Source organism: Crassaminicella thermophila (assembly GCF_008152325.1).
GTDB classification, from domain to species: domain Bacteria; phylum Bacillota; class Clostridia; order Peptostreptococcales; family Thermotaleaceae; genus Crassaminicella_A; species Crassaminicella_A thermophila.
Map to the genome: position 1 here is coordinate 2,048,815 of NZ_CP042243.1, position 20,167 is coordinate 2,068,981.

25 protein-coding genes and 1 pseudogene are annotated in these 20,167 nt (G+C 31.4%); 1 reads left to right on the plus strand and 25 read right to left on the minus strand.

What is annotated here, in order from left to right:
• Positions 1–42 precede the first annotated feature (42 nt).
• From FQB35_RS16440 to FQB35_RS10415, 6 genes are all read right to left on the minus strand, one after another.
• Positions 43–171: a hypothetical protein gene (locus FQB35_RS16440; RefSeq protein WP_269902684.1), complete on the minus strand. Its 129-nt coding sequence runs from the start codon at positions 169–171 to the stop codon at positions 43–45.
• 90 nt (positions 172–261) lie between these two features.
• The gene (locus FQB35_RS10395) at positions 262–1,011 is read right to left on the minus strand and encodes a BRO-N domain-containing protein (protein ID WP_148809854.1); all 750 of its coding nucleotides are present in this window, start codon (positions 1,009–1,011) and stop codon (positions 262–264) included.
• Positions 1,012–1,129: 118 nt separating this feature from the next.
• Positions 1,130–1,312 carry a hypothetical protein gene (locus FQB35_RS10400; protein WP_148809855.1) on the minus strand — a complete coding sequence of 61 codons (183 nt, stop codon included), beginning with the start codon at positions 1,310–1,312 and terminating at the stop codon, positions 1,130–1,132.
• A 152-nt stretch (positions 1,313–1,464) separates the two neighbouring features.
• On the minus strand, positions 1,465–1,869 hold the full coding sequence (locus FQB35_RS10405; RefSeq protein ID WP_207707287.1) for an ORF6N domain-containing protein: 405 nt from the start codon (positions 1,867–1,869) through the stop codon (positions 1,465–1,467).
• Positions 1,870–2,056: 187 nt separating this feature from the next.
• Positions 2,057–2,704: a Rha family transcriptional regulator gene (locus FQB35_RS10410; protein WP_168198315.1), complete on the minus strand. Its 648-nt coding sequence runs from the start codon at positions 2,702–2,704 to the stop codon at positions 2,057–2,059.
• A 30-nt stretch (positions 2,705–2,734) separates the two neighbouring features.
• Positions 2,735–2,968, minus strand: a complete 234-nt coding sequence (locus FQB35_RS10415; RefSeq protein ID WP_148809857.1) for an XRE family transcriptional regulator — start codon at positions 2,966–2,968, stop codon at positions 2,735–2,737.
• Between the two features lie 122 nt (positions 2,969–3,090).
• On the opposite strand from FQB35_RS10415, the gene FQB35_RS10420 reads away from it, so the two are divergent.
• On the plus strand, positions 3,091–3,585 hold the full coding sequence (locus FQB35_RS10420; protein ID WP_148809858.1) for a hypothetical protein: 495 nt from the start codon (positions 3,091–3,093) through the stop codon (positions 3,583–3,585).
• 549 nt (positions 3,586–4,134) lie between these two features.
• Here the strand turns inward: FQB35_RS10420 and FQB35_RS10425 are convergent.
• The 19 genes and pseudogenes from FQB35_RS10425 to terS form a co-directional block, all read right to left on the minus strand.
• A complete protein-coding gene (locus FQB35_RS10425) occupies positions 4,135–4,902 on the minus strand; it encodes a DUF4339 domain-containing protein (protein WP_148809859.1) in 768 nt (255 codons plus the stop codon).
• Positions 4,903–5,059: 157 nt separating this feature from the next.
• Positions 5,060–7,387, minus strand: a complete 2,328-nt coding sequence (locus tag FQB35_RS10430; protein ID WP_148809860.1) for a phage tail tape measure protein — start codon at positions 7,385–7,387, stop codon at positions 5,060–5,062.
• Between the two features lie 8 nt (positions 7,388–7,395).
• On the minus strand, positions 7,396–7,584 hold the full coding sequence (locus FQB35_RS10435; protein WP_148809861.1) for a hypothetical protein: 189 nt from the start codon (positions 7,582–7,584) through the stop codon (positions 7,396–7,398).
• Entirely contained in the window at positions 7,581–8,066 is a 486-nt protein-coding gene (locus FQB35_RS10440; RefSeq protein ID WP_148809862.1) for a hypothetical protein, read from the minus strand. The genes FQB35_RS10435 and FQB35_RS10440 overlap by 4 nt, the downstream gene beginning before the upstream one ends.
• Before the next feature lie 184 nt (positions 8,067–8,250).
• A complete protein-coding gene (locus FQB35_RS10445; RefSeq protein WP_148810820.1) occupies positions 8,251–9,447 on the minus strand; it encodes an RNA-guided endonuclease InsQ/TnpB family protein in 1,197 nt (398 codons plus the stop codon).
• Between the two features lie 36 nt (positions 9,448–9,483).
• Positions 9,484–9,576, minus strand: a pseudogene (locus FQB35_RS16715) (IS607 family transposase); the annotation flags it as partial.
• Between the two features lie 128 nt (positions 9,577–9,704).
• Positions 9,705–10,103 carry a hypothetical protein gene (locus tag FQB35_RS10455; protein ID WP_148809863.1) on the minus strand — a complete coding sequence of 133 codons (399 nt, stop codon included), beginning with the start codon at positions 10,101–10,103 and terminating at the stop codon, positions 9,705–9,707.
• Positions 10,104–10,115: 12 nt separating this feature from the next.
• On the minus strand, positions 10,116–11,222 hold the full coding sequence (locus FQB35_RS10460) for a phage tail sheath subtilisin-like domain-containing protein (RefSeq protein WP_148809864.1): 1,107 nt from the start codon (positions 11,220–11,222) through the stop codon (positions 10,116–10,118).
• A gap of 4 nt (positions 11,223–11,226) precedes the next feature.
• Complete coding sequence (locus FQB35_RS10465; protein ID WP_148809865.1) at positions 11,227–11,775, minus strand: hypothetical protein; 549 nt, start codon at positions 11,773–11,775, stop codon at positions 11,227–11,229.
• Positions 11,776–11,779: 4 nt separating this feature from the next.
• Complete coding sequence (locus FQB35_RS10470) at positions 11,780–11,971, minus strand: hypothetical protein (protein ID WP_148809866.1); 192 nt, start codon at positions 11,969–11,971, stop codon at positions 11,780–11,782.
• Positions 11,972–11,980: 9 nt separating this feature from the next.
• Entirely contained in the window at positions 11,981–12,400 is a 420-nt protein-coding gene (locus FQB35_RS10475) for an HK97-gp10 family putative phage morphogenesis protein (protein ID WP_168198316.1), read from the minus strand.
• A gap of 1 nt (position 12,401) precedes the next feature.
• Complete coding sequence (locus FQB35_RS10480) at positions 12,402–12,863, minus strand: hypothetical protein (protein ID WP_148809868.1); 462 nt, start codon at positions 12,861–12,863, stop codon at positions 12,402–12,404.
• The gene (locus FQB35_RS10485) at positions 12,856–13,236 is read right to left on the minus strand and encodes a hypothetical protein (RefSeq protein WP_148809869.1); all 381 of its coding nucleotides are present in this window, start codon (positions 13,234–13,236) and stop codon (positions 12,856–12,858) included. Before FQB35_RS10485 ends, FQB35_RS10480 begins: the two co-directional genes overlap by 8 nt.
• Before the next feature lie 36 nt (positions 13,237–13,272).
• Positions 13,273–14,316 (minus strand): phage major capsid protein, encoded by a 1,044-nt coding sequence (locus tag FQB35_RS10490; RefSeq protein ID WP_148809870.1) that lies wholly within the window; start codon positions 14,314–14,316, stop codon positions 13,273–13,275.
• Positions 14,317–14,342: 26 nt separating this feature from the next.
• Positions 14,343–14,708 carry a hypothetical protein gene (locus FQB35_RS10495; RefSeq protein ID WP_148809871.1) on the minus strand — a complete coding sequence of 122 codons (366 nt, stop codon included), beginning with the start codon at positions 14,706–14,708 and terminating at the stop codon, positions 14,343–14,345.
• Between the two features lie 14 nt (positions 14,709–14,722).
• Positions 14,723–15,949, minus strand: coding sequence for a hypothetical protein (locus tag FQB35_RS10500; RefSeq protein ID WP_148809872.1), 1,227 nt, complete (start codon positions 15,947–15,949; stop codon positions 14,723–14,725).
• 21 nt (positions 15,950–15,970) lie between these two features.
• Positions 15,971–18,088, minus strand: coding sequence for a minor capsid protein (locus FQB35_RS10505; RefSeq protein WP_207707288.1), 2,118 nt, complete (start codon positions 18,086–18,088; stop codon positions 15,971–15,973).
• A 23-nt stretch (positions 18,089–18,111) separates the two neighbouring features.
• On the minus strand, positions 18,112–19,410 hold the full coding sequence (locus tag FQB35_RS10510; RefSeq protein ID WP_148809874.1) for a PBSX family phage terminase large subunit: 1,299 nt from the start codon (positions 19,408–19,410) through the stop codon (positions 18,112–18,114).
• Positions 19,397–20,164, minus strand: coding sequence for a phage terminase small subunit (terS, locus tag FQB35_RS10515; protein ID WP_148809875.1), 768 nt, complete (start codon positions 20,162–20,164; stop codon positions 19,397–19,399). The genes FQB35_RS10510 and terS overlap by 14 nt, the downstream gene beginning before the upstream one ends.
• Positions 20,165–20,167: the final 3 nt, after the last annotated feature.

Below are 20,167 nucleotides of genomic sequence, written 5' to 3' on the forward strand. Positions count from 1 at the left end.
TCTTATCCTGCTCATGCTTGTCACCCCATAAGAAAAAGCACCCTATACAGAGTACTTTTTATTTTGCTTTTTATCTTTTTTATAATTAGTGTTTATATATATTGTATCTTCAATTTGAATTGAATCTAGCCAATCAATATCTAAACTAATTTCAATTACTGGTGTATTCATGCTACTTCACCACCATTGTTAATATACACAACACGATAAGTCTTACTTCTATTTGTTGAAGTAACATATTTAATATCAGTAGGATAATTATTATCCAATAACCATTGTTTTTACTTTTATCAATAACAGTTTTTTTGTATATTGTGTTGTAGTCCCCATATGTCCATTCTTCTCGAAAAGAAACTGTTTCTTTTTTTCATTATCACCTATTTCTATATTTTCTAAAATAGCTTTGATTGCTTGACCATGAGGTTTATTTGTTTTAGAATATATACCTACTACTTTAGCAATGCTTTCGAGATCAAATATTTCTTTATCTGCTTTCAATTCTTCTATCGGCAAGTCTATTCCCGCTTTACGATATATCTGCTTAAGTGCTAATGCTTGATATTGTGGCTTTAATCCTGCTTTGTCCAGTACAGGAAGCATTATCTTTGCTGTTTCATTTAGTGTTGTTAGGCTTTCTATTTCATCAGCCTTATCTCTAAGCATTTCGGGATTAGCATTATTAGTGATGTATGCACCTTCTTTTCTGATAGATGGCAATACTTCGCTTGTTACCCATCTTTTGAATTTCTTTGCTGTTGGTAGTTTACTGCTTAATATCAAACTGTAAAGTCCACTTTCATTGATTATCCATGTTTCTTGTATTCCACCATTTGTAGGGATGGGATGTTTCGTCCTATCCTCTTCGTCAACATGTCGGACAATTGCTTTATGAGGTTCTTTATAATCTAATATTTTAGCAATATCATTACCTACAAAATATGGTTCATTATTAATCATTAAAGTTCTAACTTTACCGAATTGTTCATTAGTAAATACTTTCAATTCGTTCATTATAGTACCTCCTTCTTGTTTTCACCCTCGAGGTATGCTATAATGAACATAGCAATACCCTTTGGGTGTTGTTGTAGTAGGAAGTCCGTGGGTCGCCAAACTCACAGCGGGCTTCCTTTTATTTTTTGTTTTTTTTCAAGATATACTTTACTTCTTTTTCAATTTCAAAGTTGCCTTCAATGTATCCTTGCATAAATGCTTCTAATACATCATTCATTTTTACATTGTTTTTTGCACACGCTTCTTTAAATTGTTTCTGTATATCTTCGTCAATTGTAGTTGTGAATTGTTTTCTCGCCAATCAACCACCTCCTTATCTATATAATAATATTTGTGATTATATTTGTCAATATATTTTTACCCATATTTTTATAAAATTATACAAAATAAAAAAAGACCACTCAAAGTAGTCTATTCTGCAAGAATTATATATTTATCTTTCATGACATTATTTTACTCCACCACTAAATTAGAAGAACCAAAATATTCATCTAAAATTCTATCGTACATTTCCCATGCCAAATCATCATCAAATATCTTGATAAGTTTTGCATATCCTCTTTCTGATAACAAATATATATTTTTGGATGCATTTAATGAACCTTGTGTAATAAATCCGCTATTCTTTAAAATAATAGCAAACTTACTATCTTTCCAATCAATAATATCTACATTATCTTTAAATCTATTTCTATTTTCATTGATTAATTTATTTACATTGAAAAGTTCTCTGTTATGTAAAACCGCAATATCTTTCGCTAACATAGCTCTTTTACCTTCACCAAAGCCACCAGCAATACAAGGTATTTCAATTCCACATACTTTAGTAGTACCTTTTAACATTAGTTCATTTTTCATAAAATTTTCCTCCTTAGTTTCATTAGTATTTGACTAAATCCACCAAGATAGGCTATAATAATATATGTGAAGTATTATTATGTGCCTATCTTGGCATTGCCTTTTAGTTTTTTACTAAAGGGCTTTTTAATTTTTTTGTTGCTGTTTTCCTTTTCATGTACATATAATTCCTCATTTCTCATATACACTACTTACTACAAGCCATTTCAAACATTGACAATTGACTAACTTTTCTATCTGCTTTTACAATTTTTATAGATTCATCTATTACTGCCATATTTTCAGCTAATGTTTCAGCAGGTATGTCTTCCCAACAAGTTCCACCTAGTATTATTAAAACTCTCTGTTTTACGAGTTCATACTCTTCATTGGTTCTTTCGATTCCTAAAGATCTCTTAATATATCTACCAACACTTGCCTTTTGTCGTGATGAAGGTCTTACCAACTGCGAAAGTTTTTCTATTTTTTCATCAAGTTTATCTTCTATAAAGTTTTCTAGTTTAATCATTGAATTATTATTTAGTTGTAAGCCTGTTTTTATTTCTGAAAGTTTTTCTACATAATCAATTAATCTGTATCTTACTGCTGCATCATATCTAGCTCCTATCTGCATAACTCCTTTTTTATTCAACTTATAACATGGTAGCTTTCTCCCAGTAGCATCTTTATATTCACTCAGCTCAAAAATGAGCTCAGCTCTTAGTCCTTTATTTTCTAGTTGTTCTATTTCATTCTTAATATCTCTTATAACATTCTTATGTTTTTTACTTGTTATTTTTGCAACCTCTAAACTTGTCATAGTCACTTCTTTTTCATTTAGTTGTAAAAAGTTCATTTTTTCCTCCTTTGTTTTTAATCGCATTTACTAATATTTTTTAATTTCACTAGGTAAAAAAATTAAATCTCTAAATTTTAATTTTTCTTTCTCACAATACTCATAAATACCTCCGAGAAGTTTTGATCCTGCTTGACTATCTGTATTTATGAATCTGTGAAGTTGAGATGATGTTACTTTTAATGCTTTTGCACATTGATAATAATTTTCATTGAATTTACGTTTAAAAATTTCTTCCTTGAATATCTTTTTATTAACTAACATTTTGAACCTCCTTTCTATATCAATTATTGTTTATTTTCAATATTTTTTTCGATTATTTTGTATTTATTGTTTATTTTCAATACTACATTGTTTAAAATATCTATATAGGGAGGTATCCACAAATGAATTTCGATAAAAAAAAGCTTTCAGAGTTGCTTATTATAGCTAAAGGGGATAGATCGTTAAATCAATATGCTTTAAAAGCCAATGTTGATTCTGGCTATTTATCAAGACTAATAAATATGAAAAGATCATCTCCTCCATCTCCAGATATTTTAGATAGATTAGCAAATGCCGCTCATAATAATGTTTCTTATAAAGATTTAATGATAGCAGCAGGATATATAGAAGTTAAAAATTTCCCTGACCATACCGATTATATAGAATATGATGAAACCGGAGAAGTAACGAGTATATATACTTATCCACCTGACAAAAAAGATCTTAAAGATATGTTTTATGATTATCTAAAAACTTTAGATCCCGATTCTGTTTTACTTGATATCTTTGAAAATTATGAAAGTTGGACTGAAGAAGATAAACAATCACTTAAAGATTATGTTCAATTCCTAAAAAGTAGAAAGAATAAAAAGACCACCGCAGACAGTGATCTTTAAAAATTTATCAAGTTACAAAAATATAATAATAAACTGGATATGTTATCTATTAACCCTATCCTTATGTTTTCTAGTGTTTCGCAATATTTTTAGCTTCTATTTTTCTTTTGAAATACATTAGCTCAATTTCCCTTTTTTAAACTTTGGCTATTTTTCAATGCTTTGAGTAGTTATAAAAATATAATTTCTAATGTAACTATAAAAGACCACTGATCGGTGGTCTTTAAAACTGTTTTTATATGTTATAATATTTTTATCCCCAATAGAAAGGGGGTGAAGCATATTGGCTCCAGAAACGAAAGACAAAGCAGAATACATAGTACAGATACTATCAGCTATTGCAGCACTAATCACAGCAATAGCAACATTAATCAATGCAGTAAAATAGGTAGCAGAAAAGCAGGTGTGCCCGCACCTGCTTTTCTTATCTGCATATTGGCTCCAAATTTTTGAATGTACTTCTTTATAATATTATTATACAATATTAAGGTATTTTATACAAATGAAAATTATAATTTAAACAAATATGAAAATCTCTATTGGTGATCTTTATATAATTGTACTATTTTCTTTACTTAAAAACACTTCTTTGTTTTTCTTTAGCAGAATTATAATAGCAACATAAATAGGAATAAAAATTAAAGCAATATAATCTTGCTCACTAAGAATTTCTATTCCATACCAAAACAAACCTAACACACTTGTGCCAATTCCCCAACTGTACCCCCAACTTTTCCTTTTCCAAATTCCATTCCCTATAAAAAAAGTTATTGTTGTCATTACTATATTCCATCCTGCAAGTATTGCTGTCTCAAAATAACCATATGTTATTACATAAAAAACTTGTAATAAAGCGATAATGCTCCAAATTGCTCCTTCGATATAAAAAAGAGTTGCAGCGATTTTAATTCCTTCTGTAAAATTATTATTTATTTTTTCTCTAGTGTTTTCCCCTTTGTTTGGAAGTGGAGGTGGTTCTCTAAAACTCTTTTTATTCTCATTAATCTCTTCTTTAAATTTTATTCCTGGTATCTTTTTTGCTTTTAACCAATCTTTCATACCTTCGTGCCATATATAATCATCATGCCTTAAAGTTCCTTCTTCAGCCATCCTAAAAATTTTATCCCTAGATACAGGTCCGAATCGTTTATCATCTTTTCCATAATACCAAATTTCCATAGATATATTGCGCTGTTCTATTTCCTTTTTAGCATATCTTAGTGCTGCATCTGTATATTCAGAATAAAATTTCTCATATAATTTTAATAATTCATCATCAGACAATGATTTAATTTTTTCTTCAATAGTTTCCGACATATCGCATTCCTCCTTTACTAAATATTACCATACAGTTTTAGAAGTAGCAATATGCCGAATATACTGTTAAACTTTATGTTTGTAAGATTACATAAAATCTTATGCATAAATTATGTTTTAAGTATGACTCTCTCTATATATATTTATCTATATTTTATTATGTATATATATTTTTACCATACTTTCTACATTGTCTTTCCAGATACTTTTCTACGCCTTCATAATCAATTTTTCTAACATATTGATTTGCATTTTTACCATCTATATAAACACTTACCTTTGGCGGATCAACTTTGATTTCATTTTTAATCTGCATACTATTATCAAGACCAAACACTCCTTTTAATGAGTTCATTAATGTTTCTATAAAACTTTCTTTTGGAGCGGTAATGGTTGTTTGTATTTTTTGTAGTTTTTGAATTTCCTTTCCACTTACTATTCCATAATCAGTAGTAGCATATGAGTTTTTATCGACCTTTTCTAATCCTGCGTCTCTTTTTTTATTTTTATCATATTCTCTATACAATTGAATTCCTGCAAGTGCTAAAACTGGAATACCACTTAGAAAAGCTGTTGTTACTCCCTTAGTTATAATTGCAGCTTCTAATTCTGCCGCAGCAATTTTCTCAGCTGTTTTTACACTTCCATCAACTAATAGTTTTTCTACTACTTTTTTACCTCCTGTACCTATTAAATATTTTTTGCCATAGTTTAATCCTTTCTTTATAATTTGCTCTCCTGCCTTAAGCATAAGTATATCTTCCGCTGTCCTTGTAAAAATATTTCTACCTCCTGAACCACCTATACTATTTACTGATTTCCCATATACATTTACTATATTTGCTTTTACATTCATAGTCTGCATAGTCTTCGTAAGATGTTCTGCTAGAGAATCTTTTTTACCTCCTTTGTTAAATAGTTTTCTGAACCACATATATGCATCTGCTGTTTTTTTTGTTGCATATATTGCACCTAGACTTTTGGCTACATTTACTGCTTTTTCTCTGTTTTCAGCCCCTTCTTCGCCTACAAAATTCAAAGCAAGATTCCCTATGGTATCAACAAACTTAGCTAACGGAGGATTAATTTTTTCTAATTGTTCAACACCTTCTTTTAGTCCTTCTCTAAATTTATCAATCGGGGTTATATCCAAATCTTTAAGCTGAATATCAATCAATGCTATAGATTCTTTTATTACTTTTTCTCGCATCAAATATTCATCTTTACTTATTTTCTCTTTTTTAAGTTCATCTTCATTCATCATCAATTTATCTTGTAAATCCGCCTTTCGAAATTCTAATTTTTGCTTTATTATAATTGGTTCTGTTAATGAATCAAAGAAAGGCTTTAAAGTATATATCTGTTCTGCCCCAGTTGCTTTAATATTATTCCATAATAATTTAAGTTGAGTATTGATATTATTTAATCTATCTTCAAATGCTTCTTGCATGGTCCCATCTGCATTTTCCATTTCTTTTACTACTTTTGCATAATCTTTAGCTTGAGCTATAAGTGTTTGGAACCCTCTTACTGCCTCTTGTCTTCCCATTACCTCTTTTAAAAATCCTGCCTGTTCTGCTCCAGTCATTTTCCTTTTTTCAAACTGCTCATTTAAATCCTTTAGTATTTCAACTAATGGTCTAGTATTATTATATTCATCCTGCAGTTCTACCCCAAATTCTTTCATTCTTTTAATGACTTTTGGATCAGTTAATCTATTCAACATACTTCCAAGCTGAGTAGTTGCTTGTGCAGCAGGAATACCATTCTTAGTTATCTGTGCAATACCTCCATATAACTCTTCTATAGACATACCAGCACTATCAGCAGCTTTCAAAATACCAGTATCTAGTGAAGATGCTAATTGTGAATATTCAGTCATACCTCTTTTGACTGTTAAGAACTGTACATCTAGTATATGATTTAAGTCTTTAACTTCTTTACCGAAAGCATTCATAGTACCCATAGCAGCCTTTGTTACAACAGGCATATCGGTCATTCCTGCTATAGATGCCATACCAAACTTCCTTGAAATCATCGTTGCATATTTTGGATCTGCACCAGCTGAAATCGTATCATAAATACCTTGTGTAATCTTTTGGAAATCTGTAGGAATCATTTTATACATCTGAATAGAATCTTTTATCATTTTTTGTTGACTTTGAGCTGTTTGATCATATAATGTATTTACCTTTGAGATACCATCTTCAAGCTGTGCAAAATCCCTTAAGGTAGATACTGCATAAATAGACATTGCTGCAGCTGTTCCTTGAAAGGTTCTTTTTGCAATTTTATCCATGAATTTAAGCCTATTTGCAAAAGTTAATACCGATTTACCTGTTCTTGCGAAATTTCTTGAAAAATTATCAGTGGCTCTTCTTCCTTCTCTATCCATTTCTCTTAGTCCACGTCTTACATCTAAAAAAGCTCCTCTTGCTTTATTTTGTGCATCAATAATAATATTTACTTCTCTTTCTCTACCCAATTTATCACCTACTCTTCCAAAAGAGTTTTAAACTTCTCTTCATCAAAATTTTTATTTACTTCAAACTCTTTTTCTTCTTCAATTGTTTTTCCACATCTTGAGCATGTTTTCTTCTTGATTTCTTCTTTACATTCGCTACACATACTTTCTATCTTTTCATCTTGATCTATTGATAAATTTGCATATATCCAAATCAATTGCCCTTCTGTAAGCTTTTTAAAAGCATCTTCTGATGGAAGTACCTTAAAATATTCTGCAATTCTCCATCTAATTCTTTCAGTTGTGTCTGATTTAATTTTTTTTTAATCTCTTCAAATTCTTCGTTTGTCATATCCTCAATTTCAGGAAGTTTTCCATTCTGAACCTCTAGAAATTCACTATGCAATGCATATATCTGCTTTGGATTAGTATTCTCTTGGATTTCTTCAAAGCTGTCAGCAAAAGGTTCTTCTAAATTCTCTGCATTTCTCATGGCTTTTAATAAAATATATGTATTAAGTATTAAATCTCCAGTGTCCACATCCACATGATGTTTCGTAATGTACTTAATAGCTTTTTCTCTTGCTTCTATAATCTCCTTTGTACTTAACTGAACCAAAGCTACTTTCATATCTGTATCTGGAAAATCTATTATTTTATGCTCTTGTATTCCTTTTCTTAAATTTGCTAATTTACTCATTATTTTACCGTTACAAAATACCTACAAAAACTTATAAACAAACTAAAGATTTATAAGTTTAACGCTTTATTCCTTGTTCATAGAGTCCAGTTTTGCCTAAGCTACTCCTGTTTGATATGACTCTCTGAAGGCGTAAATTCCCCACTAACGAATGGGTACATATCAGTAGTATCTTTTTAAGTGATTAAGCTACTGATTTATCATATTTAGGATAATCTCTAAGGTTAAGACTTGCATTATAATCTCTATCAATTGCATTTCCACAATCACATTTGTATATTCTATCAGACAACTTTAAATCCTCATTAATCTGACCACATTTACTACACAATTTGCTAGAAGGGAAATATCTATCTGCAATGATTAGCTCAACATTATACCAATTACATTTATATTCAAGTTGCCTTCTAAACTCTCTTAGTGATTGTTCCTGTATTGCTCTTGATAATTTTTTATTCTTTAACATGCCACTTACATTCAAATCTTCAATAACAATATACTTTGGCTTGGCTTTCACCAAAGATGTTGTTATATGATGAATGTAATTGTCCCTTAATCCTTTAATTTTCCTATAAAGCTTTCTTAGTTTATTTTCAGCTTTTATAATATTTTTAGTTTTCTGGTATTTGTAACGGTTTTCACCTCCTTCTATTTTGGTTTTATTCATCTCATATTTTCTTGAAATTTGTCTTTGAAGTCTTTTATATTTCTTAATTAACTTCTTCATTTTTAGTGATTTGTTAATATTCTTATACTTATCACCACTACTAATTATTGCTAAATCTTTTACACCTAAATCGATTCCTATAGGCTCTGTTTCTTTATCTTCTATTTCAATTTCTTCTTCAATGCCAACACTAATCCACCAGTTAAGACCATCAAAAGTTACCCTTGGATTAATATATTTAATATTTTCACCTGTCGGTATCCTATCTTTTTCACCCAACTTAATCCAATTTAATTTTTGTCTATTTTTCTTTTTACTTGTAGTTAATTTTTCTAGTTTAACATGAGTATCTGTAAATTTTATCTTCTCTATATCTTGATAAAAGCTAGGTTTAGTTCTTTTTTTAGACTTAAACTTTGGAAATTCACTATATCCATTGAAAAATCTTTTATAAGAGTTACAAGCATCTTTAATAGCTTGTTTTGTGATATTGTTAGAATACTCATTAAGCCATTTATATTCTTCTGTTTTCTTTAGCTGTGTTAGTTCTTTCCTTAAAACGCTATCATTTAAGAATTTACCACCATTTTTATAATTTTCTTTTTGTCTACCTAAAGTCCAATTATATGTCCATCTCGATACCCCTGCACACTCAAAGAGTTTAGTTCTTTGCTTGTTGTTAGGTTTTAACATTACTTTATATGTCCTAATCATCATTTCTCAACTCTCTTATCATTTTCTTAGCTTTGCAGGTTTTAATTTAGCACTATTATCCCAGTTTCTCAGTGTTTGCTGAGTTTTTTCAATTAATTTAGCAAACTCGCCTATGCTATAATATTTCATATTAATCACCTGGTAATCAATTATAGTATGAAACTATAAAAAATTACAGGATTTTATAAAAAATTATAAATATCTTTTGACTGTTAATTTACCTCCTAATTAAAAGGTGCCCTCAATTAAACGGCACCCTATTTCTTAACTCTCTTAAATTTTGCTGCAGTAAATCTCATATTTTCTGTCACTTTATCTTTTAGCTTTCCATCCTCACTTACTTCGTTCCAATTACACATGCTATAAATTTCTGTCCTATCAGGCTTTTCAATTACAAATTCAAAATCTTCTAATTCATCTAAGAATATTCCATCTGAAATAGCTTCATCTGTAGCATATGCTCTTGTAATTTCTAATTCATAAGAAGTTTTAGAACTGTATGTTGCAACCGATTCCTTTTCTCCAAAAGCATCTTGAGTCTTTGTTTCTTTTCTTCTACTAACTTTATAACTTTCAACAATCGCAACCTTCTTTGATACGCCATTATGAATGATTCTAAAATATATATCATCACTTGTAGGTATTCCTTTACTCAATTATCACACCTCCTATACTAAAGCTTTTCCATGCAAGAATATTGTATTAAGTGGAAGCACTGCACCATAGTTGTAATATACATGAAATCTTGATTTTTTGTCTGGTTGTCTCTCGATCTTATATACATTAGGTGATTCTATAATCTCTTTTTCTTCCTGAATCTTAAGCCAATTTACAGCATCAGCTTTAACTTCATTCATAGCGCTTAAAGATGCTTTTACCCTTGGATGAAGAGTAGCAAGTCTATTTCTAAGACCTTCATCAATGTAGTCTTTAATTTTTGCTACAGTACCCTCTTGGTATTTATCATCAGGTACAGCTGGATTAACTGTGTCATCTTTTGTATAAGTAGTAACCCAACGATCAATATATATCTTTCCATTAACAGCTCTACACGCAGCAATTCCACCAGCATAAAGCGCTTCTAAATCAGCATCATCAAATCTATTATATAGTCCACCAAACAATTCTCTAGGTAGTTCTAAATTGTGTAGTGGCATAGCTGGATCTAATTCTAAAGCATCTTGAGCCGCACAAGCAGCAGCTAAATACACGCTGTTTTCATATTTAGTTCCATCAGTTTTTAGTGGAATACTTCCCCAAATTGTAAGTCTTCCACTATTTATAGGCGTTGCTAATGCAGTCCAAGCAGATATACTATCAGCAGTTGCTCCTGCATGTGCTCTTCTTTCTTTTCTGTTTAATGATGCTTTATCGCAATGATCTCTAACTTTCATATGTATCGTTGCATCAGCAGAATCGCATATTACTATTTTTACAGCTTCTTCATTGTAAAGAACATCTAAAGCTACTTGATATTCATTAACAGTAGGTGAACCATCTGTTTCTGCAACAACTGGCACACACACCAATTTATTTACTCCTGATATAGTCATAATTCTTACTAACTTTGTCATTTCTGAATCTTTTCCGAATGTTGATATTGCATCATCTAACACTTGAATTGCATAAGCTTTTGTCGTTGTATCAGTATATACTGATTTATCAACCTGTGCCACAATACCTACAGGCCAACAAGTACCTGGAAATCCCATTACTTCTTTTGATACTTGTGATTCTGAAAATACCCCAACTCTTTGAGTATCTGGTATGCTCATCTTATTATCCCTCCTCTATTTCTCCATGAGATTCTATTTCATCCATAACTTCATATCTAAATTCTTTTTTCCATAAAACTTGTAATTGAATAGTACATCTACAATGAAATAAATAATTTTCAAATGGATCTTCTATGGCTGTTCCTTCTTCGAAATTAAAAAAAGTAATACCCTTATTCTCTAAGGCATTACTTTCAAACTCTACAATTGATTGAATTTTTTCTTGAATACGTTCAATTTCTTTTTCTCCCCCAAGCTTAGGAGATATTCCATTCCATATGTGAATATCATAATACAGATTAAGTATTTTCCCTTTAGTCTCTATAATCTCATTTGAATCATCATCATAAATTTCTCCAAAATAGTTTTGATATGATATGTCCTTTCCTATCATTTTTCCTTTAGAAATAGTTATTAGTGGTTTTTTTAAGGGTAAATCTTTATCTGTTTTGATGTAATTTTCTCTAATGTCTACATAATTCAATTCCTTCCTTGATTTCAAAAAATCTATTAAATCTTTTTTACAGCTTACTATCGGTGAATTATGATCCATTTAATCACCTATCTTTCTTCACAAGCCCTACAATCCTATCAGCATATTCATTTCTGATTGACTCATCAATTCTTTCATCCTTTGAAAACTCAGCCAATATGTCAATAATACTTTTAATTACACCTATATCATGTACCCTTACAGTAACGCTTAATTCATCCCGTGTAGGAATCTTTATAACTTTCCCTTTAATCATTATTGACACCTACCTATTTAGTATATTTTCAATAATTTTGTTGCCTATTTCTATATATTTTCTAGTATCCATTACATTTTTTACTGCATCATCAAGGAATGGTCTTGCCTCCATTTTAACTGTTCCTTCATGCACCCACCATGCATAATTTGCTACATTTTGATCAGCGAACACCTTATATTTATTCTTCCCTACTTTTTTTATTTTTAGTGATCTTTTAAGAGTTCCAGTAATAACTCCTACTGGGTAGGGTTGCCCTAAACCAGTCAAATTTTCAGTATCAGGACCATTGACATTTTCTACAGCACCATCTAATATCTCTGTAGCAGTTTCTTTTGCAATTTCATCTATAGCTTCATCTATCTCATTTTCCATCATATCTAAATTTCTTAAGACTTCTTCAAGTCCATATACACCACCAACGCCCATACTAAACATCTCCTAAAAGTTCTAACTTTGCTACAAAAGAAATATCATCATCTCCTATTTTATAGTTATCAGGATTTTTTATTCTCCACCTTTTATTGTCATACTCCAGATAATCTGTATCTTTCAAATTAAATATGCTTACATCACTTTTTCCTACATAGATATAATCATCTTTACTAAGTTGCCCTAAAGATGCCAATACAACTTCATCTACTGTGGATTTATTTAAATCATTTGCAGGGAATATAAAAGCTTTTAAAATTATTTGCTCATTTATACCTTGTAAATATCCTTCATCATTACACTCAGGAGCTTCTGGATGGTCTCTGTGCCATTGTGGATCACAGTACCCTGTATCTTCATCATAACAAGGGCATCTTATCCCATTAATAAATTTGTGAAGGATTGCAGTTTGACCATATTTGTCTACTTTCTTATCAAATAAGACTTTGTATTTATTCATGAATCATACACCCAAAATAAAAATTATTATTTTTCTTAATATATGGTTGCAGCTTTTCCCACCCTTTACTTTCTAATTCTTTTGATAATAGTAATTTACGTTTTGATTGGTCTTTTTCCGATACTTTTACAGGACCTATAGTCAAATCTACTTCCTCTGATTCTCCTGCACTCTCTCTTAGAAATTGTCCTGCTATGATCTCTGTAGCACCTAGATTTAAAATAGGCAATATACTTGCATCTTGTAAACATTCTTCTTTGATTTTGCTTTCTAAATAAGGCACCATTTCTATAATTGTAATTTGTATATCTTCATCATTGGCTTCATCTAAACCTGCTTTCTTTCTTACCCTATCAACTTTAATATCTAACATATCATTCGCCCCTTAAAAAAAGGAATAGGATATATCCTATTCCCACTTTAATACTTTTGCTGCAGGCTGGAACAACTTATTGAATCCACCTACTCTTGAAATGACAGTTCTTTCAATCTGTCTATCTATAAGCTTATCAGATTCCGTTGTTATTCCTTGTTCTACAACTTCTTCAAGACAAAGACCTTTGTCTAATCCTACAATAGCATCTAACCCTTGTTCCTTGATTTGATCAGCACGTACTAGTTTTGCTCCTAAAGGACTTATTAATTTACCATCCTTTTGGAATGTAAATCCAGCTTGTGGGTCCTTGAACTCTGGTAAAGTTAAAATGTCTTTGAGCTGCACTTTTGGAGCTAAGACTGTATTCATTTCATAAGGATCAAGTTCAGACCAAAAGGCTATATATTCATCATAGGTAAGAGTTCCAGCAGTACCACCTATAGTACTATCTCCAATAGTAAATACATCTGCAGCATTTGAATTACCATCACCAGAAATGATAACTTTAACTGCATCATATGCCATATCCAACGCAATTTGTCTCCCTATTTGCTGTAAGAAAATTTCAACTACATTCAATTTTTTTCTTCTTAATGCTTCATAAGTTACATCTAGCTCTCTACCATACTTAAAGATATCAGTTACTTTTTCTTTTGTCTTTATGGTTGTTACTGGCATTTTTGCTCCTTCACTTACACGTCTTAGTTGCTTTCTTTTCTTTGAATCTGTACCATCTTCCATATAAATACTTCTATATGTATCCTCGTCGATGTTGGTAGTAGTAGCTACTATTGCAGGTAAAATGTTAGCTTTTTCAAGTCCTACTAATACAGTTCTACTAATGTATTCTGGGAAAAGAACAGCACTGTCATTTGTTGCAAAAAACTTTTCTACTATATCAGCATTTTTCCCTTTTACTACTATATCAAATCTTTTAAGTTGTCTTTCAAAAGCGTCTAAACCATCATCATAGTTTTTACTTGAGTCTATTTCTTCAAGATACTGAGTAAATGTTTTTCCTTTACTCATAGCCTCTTTATACATACCTTTTTCTAATTGTAAATTATCATATGCCATAATCAATTACCTCCTCTTTTTCTTTATTAAAGTATAAAGCCTACAATTTTATTAGTTGTATCTACGAACAATACTAGATATTCTCTACCATTTGTAGCATCTACTTTTACTCCCCCATCTGCGTCAGCAGAAAGTTTTGTATAACCTATAGTTGGATCTGTCACCCCTGAGTATACACATTCAACATATCCTTTAAATTGAGTAGTCACAGCTCCATCTTTCTCAACCTTTACTGCCTTTCCGTGAAATACATCATCTGCTGCAGCTAAAGCCACAGTTTTACTTGCAGATACTTTTACAACTTTCCCTTCTGATGTTGGATCAAGATTACTTGCAAATGTTGCATACTCTGCGCCTATTCCATCAAAACCAATCATGTTAGTATCTATCATACTTAATTCCTCCCTTATAATTTATACTTATTGTTATCAACTTGCTTTTCTTTTTTAGCCCCTTCCTCATCAACTAAAGTTTTTATTTGTGACTGAGGTGGGTACATTTCATCTACTTTCTTTTCATACTGTGACTTGAAACTTTTAAGTTCTTCAACATCACATTTATCAAAGATTTTCTGCATCATTTCTTCATTAAAGGCTTCACCCTCTGACATTTTCCCAAGTCTACAGCATTCTTTTTTAAGGTCCTCAATATACTGCTCTCCCATTTTAGCCTTTAGCTCAAGTTCTTTTATCTTGTCCTCTGCTGCTTTCTTTTCTTTTTCTGCGCCCTCAGCCTTTTGAATTGCATCTTCATATATACTTAAATCTTTTTCTAAATCAGCTACAGGAATTTCAATCACATCTGCATTTTCACTTTTAGCTTTTTCAACAAGTCCTTTCAAATTTTTCATAGATATCTCTCCTCGCTTTGAAATTTTCGCATAAAAAATACTCGGTTTTTCTTCGTCCGAGTTCTTTTCATGCTTTTGAGTATTTGGTTTTTCTTTTTTAAGTTCTTTCATTTCAATACTAATGCCTTTTGTTGTTCCTGCATCAGTATTAGATGGTACTGCTACAAAAGAAAATTCATATGCTTCGATTGGATCTTTCATCCTCAACCTACATATATCAGTCACTCCATTATTTGTATATTCTACTCCTGGCCAATGCTTGCAATTTTTATAATCAAAGAAACTGTTACCACATATAGAACAAATTAAATCGCTTACACTAAAGCCAATACTTACTTCTTTTAAAATCCCTGCATCAATATCAGCAATAAGATCTTCATGACCTCGCTTAATTGTATAAGCCCAAGCCTTAAGAACATATAGTTGCTTTCCTTTAAAATTTGTTTGTCCTTCTGCTTTCTCAACCTTACATTTAAATATCCTAGAATGCTGATTTCCGCTCTTCCATGCATGATCAAATATTCCTGTTTTGCCAACAAAGAGTTTTGCCAATTCATCTAAATCCTTTTTATCAAAATACTCATAATCTCTATCTTCATCATTTGAAGTAAGAATAATAGGATAAATATATAATTCATCAGCAGTGAGCTCTTTTCTAGAATACTGATTTATAAGGTCTAAATCTTTTTGTTTAATTTGCTCTCCTTCTTGAGCTCCTTTCACTTCTACAATTGCTTTAAGATGTATCTTTTCTTGTTTAAGTTCTGCTTTATTTTTTGCCAAATTCTCACCTCCTTAAAATACTTAAACAGCCATATATTCTTCATATTGCCTCTTTGTTCTTGGTAACTTCCTACATCTACAATGCGGATGTGTATCTACAACAACCTCAGGGGCATCTGCAATACTCCACATTTGACCATGTAAACTTTGACATATATGACAAGCATCAGGAGCAGCACTCCATTCACAATAGTAAAATCCTTCAGCTTCATACTCTGCCATTTCTGCTCTATCTATTGCCATAGCGCTTTCACTTCTTGCAAGTCTTTCCCAGTACCATCTCTCACCTGTAATACTATCTTTTAATTGTTTTCTTAAATCTCTGGCCCATTCAACAGGATTATCACCAACCTCTGCATGTTCAGCCATTATGAGTAAAATATCATCCTTTTTCTCTTTAGCTTTTGTTTTTACTCTCTCCATGCCATTATTTAATAGCTCTTGTACATATGGATGATCATATCTTGCAGATTCTTTATTGTTGTCTGAAGCCTGATCCCCATGTTCCTCTTTAGCAGTTCTATTTGCCCTCACCAATCCATATCCAAAAGCATTGAGTAAGTATGTTCCATATGTGCCATAATCATTATCAACTCCTTGTCCTAACATATCTTTTACAAATTCATCAATCGCTTTTTCTACTTTTTCTCTATAATCTGATGCAAGTTCTTTAACTCTTTTAAAGGCTTTCTCTTCTGTTGACTCCTGGACTAATGTAATAATTTTATCCTCTAATCTTTGAACACACTTCATATATCCTTCTAAAGTACTTTGTTCTACTTGAAGCTGCCCTGCATCTTCTGGCGGTGAATCAAAAGGACTTTTGTATGTTCTTATACCTCTCCATCTTCTTAAATTAAATTCTTTATCGAATGATTTATCTTGTGTAATTTTTTCAGGCGCTTCACCAACAGCATTGTCATAACCTAATTCTTTTGCAGCAGTTTCTTGATCAATAATATTTTCATCCCTCTTCTTAATTACATTATCAATTTTCTTTCCTTCTGCCTGCTGTTTATACATTTCTGCCTTAGCAAGTTCCACAGCATCTTGTAGGTTGATATCATCCCATACTATTTCATAATGGATATTTCTTCCTGTAACTGTTTGCCACATATCAATAATATATCTAATCACAGGAGTAATTACATCTCTATAGCTTTCTAACTCACTAGTAAGAAAATCAGCTTGTTGCTGGCTCATTCTTTCAGTAGTAGACCATGATAAACCTAATAGAAATGGTGGTAATCCCGTCTTTGCCACTAATTGCTCAAGAACTTGTTTTACTGGAACACTAGAGTCAAGTATTTGATTATCTGCACCAATTACTTTGATTTCAATATCACCAACACCATAAAAGTCCGCTGCTTTTCCTCTTTTGTTTGCATCCATTGCTTTCCTAAATGCATCTTTAATCAGCTCAAGTCTTACTTTTATATCATTCTCATCTAAATCGCTATCATTTTTAGGCTTATATGTAACACTGTATTTCAGATTACCAAACCGCTCCCAATTTAATCCTATGGAGTTAAATATCTTTAAAAGTATTCCTGTCATAAATGGCATACTTCTAAATAAAGATACTCCATAAGGATTATCTCCTTCAGGATTCAAGGGAGTAAATAAAATAAGATCTTGATATGGTAATTCTACAGGTTCCATATGTCCTTGTTGCACTTGGCATATTAGTGTTTCAAGAGAGTTTTCAACTTTCTTTAGCTTTATAGTCCTGATATCAACACTTTTAAGTGCATAAATATCATTTCTGGCATTATTTAATACGATTTCTCCCGAGCTGTTTCCACATTCAATCAGTTGATCTAAATAGCTTTGTATGAATGACTTTATACCTTTCTGCTTCGAATTTACTTTTACGTTCTTTAAAAAATCTTGTATTTCTTTCTTTTGCTTTTCATTTTCACAATCAATATCAAAACTGCCAATAAGCCTTACAATTCTATAAATAGCAGTATCAAGAATCGGAACAGCCTCTCTCATAGTTTTATAAAGCTCATATTCTGCTTTAAGCGGAATATATTTATCCAGCATACTAAAAGGATGTGAATAGCCTTCTCTTGTTTGAAAAGTTGCACTAGCACTATTTTTACCTTTTCTTCTAAAAAATTTAGGTAATTTCAATTTTCTCATTCACCTCCTTTGTCTTATCGTTCACCAGCTGTAGCCATAAATGCATCTTTTGCTTTCTTTACTAAAATTGTATATACAAAATATCTAAGTGCATCCATAGCATGGTCGAATTTTTTAACTGGCTTATCTTCTCCACGTTCTGTAGCTTTTGCATCCCAGGTGTATGAAGAAAATTCTTTAATTGTATTTTTGCATCTTTTATGTACAAATAACTCCAAATTACTAAGACGCTTTGAAACTTCTCTAATGCCATCAACTACATCATTTATTGCTTTTTTAACAGAATATCCATTCTCTTTTAGAAGAGTTATAAAAGATGCTGCTGATGGATCTATAATAATCTTTTTAATTTTTATTCCTTGTACAAATTTCTCAAAGTCTGCAAAATAATTTGGATCTGATTTCTGCTTTCCTTCTTCTTTTCCACTGTAGTAGTATTCATCAACAATAAAATAACGCCCTTTATATTTTCCTATAAGTAAGAAAACACAAGCGTTTTGAGTTCCATAGTCTATTGCTATATAATATTCTTCAAATTTGTTATCTTTAGGCCAATATTTATTCTTTTCATCAACTATATGAGTTTCTTCTGAAAACATATCATAAATGATTCCCTCAGCGATTACCCAAAGACCAAGGATATATCTTTTAAAGAATACTCCTGAATATAACCGCTTGTATCTTTCTTTTACTTTCTCAGATAGCGAAGGATTGTCATCCATCGTAAAGTGAAGATGTATTGCATTCTTCTCTTTAAGCCTATCCAACCAATTAACTTTAAACCAATGATAAGGTCCTTCTGGGTTGCAATTAAACCAAAATTTAGCACCTTCTACAGAACATCTTGCAGTAGCTTGATTAACAAAACTCTCAGGCATTAATGCAACTTCATCAAAGAGCATTCCTGCCAGTGTAATCCCTTGAATAAGGTCCTGTGAACGTTCATCCTTTCCACCAAATATATAGAAATAATTTTCTATATCTCCACGCCTTACTATTAGATAATTATCTGCTCTTTTATCTTCTACTCGATAACCTCTAAGCCTTAAAATAATCTTCAATAAAAAAAGCACATTCCTTCTGAATGAGCCAATTGTTTTTCCTGCCATTCCTAAGTTTTGTCCACTGAATGTTGCCATAGCCCACATTACAAAACTTAGTGACATCACTATTGTTTTTCCTGCTCTTACTGATCCATCGCATATTATAGCATCTTTATCTTTTACTGGAGATTTTTCGTTCCACCAAGTTAAAACTTGTTTTTGTTTCTTAGAGAACTTTGCAAATCTAAATCCTCCTCTACTCTTCTTCATAATCATCCCACACTTCTTTTGTGGCTCCCTCTAAGGCATCTAGGAATCCATCATCATGTAATTCTTCATCGTCATCTCCAGCTTTTCTCTTAGCTATCGCAAGTTTTTCTTTTTCAAGTTCTAACTTGATTTCATCTTTATATTTCTGAAACTCAAATTTCTCTTTTTCAATCTGTAATTTTTCTGTATCCCCAGCGATAGCAGCTTTAGTTTCAATTAACTTTCTAAGCTGATCCATACAAGCCAAAATTCCATTTTCTCTATCTTCTTCTGATAACTCTTTTGTATGTTTCCTTCCAAACATATCATAGAAGAATGTTTTATCTCTATTTAGCAATCTAGCTATTTTAAGCCTTAATAATCTAATCTCTTCGTCAATATTTACAGTAGCTGTCATTTGTTCATACAATGCTTTCTCTTCATTTGAAAGCATATTAGCATATAACGATTGATACGCTCCATGTTTTATGGCATTTAGATTACCAGGTGGAGCTGAGCCACCACTATTGCCTACAGCATTTTTATTGCCTGGTTGACCACCTTTATTCCGTTTGGAACGCTCCGTATTTTTCTTATATTTCTTTTGGAACGTTCCATTTATTTTTTTATCCCAGGAATCTTTGTTTTTCCATCCACGAATAGTTCCTGGTGAGCAATTTAAAATTTTAGCAATTTCAACTAAATCAATTTTTCCATTATGTTCTTTATATATTTCAAATGCCTTATCTCGATTTGGGCTTCTTACTCTTGGCATACC